Origin of the sequence: Streptomyces sp. adm13(2018), from assembly GCF_008042145.1 — a bacterium.
GTDB lineage: Bacteria > Actinomycetota > Actinomycetes > Streptomycetales > Streptomycetaceae > Streptomyces.
The window spans coordinates 1-1,020 of the sequence record NZ_RDBH01000286.1 but is presented as its reverse complement, the minus strand read 5'-3'; the positions used below and the strand labels follow the sequence as shown (position 1 = coordinate 1,020).

Sequence of the window (1,020 nt, the reverse complement as noted above, 5' to 3'; positions counted from 1 at the left end):
CAGCGTCCGTCGGTGGCGAGTCCGCGTTGGCGGGAGAACTCGATGAAGATGCCGGGGGTGGACATGATGGTGACGCCGCCGGCGAGGGCCAGCGAACACTCGCCGGAGCGCAGGGCCTGGACGGCGAGGTGGAGTGCGACGAGTGAGGAGGAGCAGGCGGTGTCGACGGTGAGTGCGGGGCCTTGGAGGCCGAGGGTGTAGGCGACGCGGCCGGAGGCGACGCTCGACGTCGTTCCGGTCAGTCCGAAGCCGGCCGCACCGGCCGCCGCCTCACCCAGCCGCGGACCGTACTCCTGGGCCATGACCCCGGCGAACACGCCCGCCTGCGTGCCGCGCAGGGAGTCCGGGGCGATCCCCGCCCGCTCCAGGGCCTCCCAGCACGTCTCCAGGAAGGCCCGCTGCTGCGGGTCCATCGCCAGCGCCTCGCGCGGGGAGATCCCGAACAGCTCGGCGTCGAACTCCGCCGCGCCCGCCAGGAATCCGCCGTCCCGCACATACGTGGTGCCCACGTGCGCGGGGTCGGGGTGGTAGAGGCCGTCGAGGTCCCAGCCCCGGTCCGCCGGGAAGCCGGAGACGACGTCGCGCTGTTCGGCGACGACCTGCCACAGGCCCTCGGGGGAGTCCACCCCGCCGGGGAAGCGGCAGCCCATGCCGACGATCACGATCGGGTCGTCGTCCCGACCCGCGCGGTCCTCGGGGGCCGTGGCGTCCTGCCTGCCCTCGGCCAGCAGGGCGGCCAGGGCGGCGGGGCTGGGATGGTCGTAGACCACAGTGGTGGGGAGCTTGCGGCCGGTGGCGGCGACGAGCCGGTTGCGCAGCTCGACGACCGTCACCGAGTCGATGCCCAGTTCCTTGAACGTCCGCCGCGGCTCGATCTCGGCGGGGGAGTCGTAGCGGAGTACGGCGGCGGTGTGGGCCCGGACCAGCTCCAGGGCGGCCGGCCCCGTCAGCGAACGGTTGGGTTCGTCGTCCCGGTCGTCCGACGCCTCGACGACGGCCGCCCTGGAGATGGTCCGGGCC

At 74.1% G+C, this 1,020-nt stretch carries 1 protein-coding gene; it reads right to left on the bottom strand.

Features of this window, described 5'->3' with window-relative positions; genetic code table 11:
- A partial coding sequence (locus EAO70_RS36665) for an acyl carrier protein (protein ID WP_148007095.1) occupies nucleotides 1–1,020 on the bottom strand: 1,020 nt, incomplete at both ends.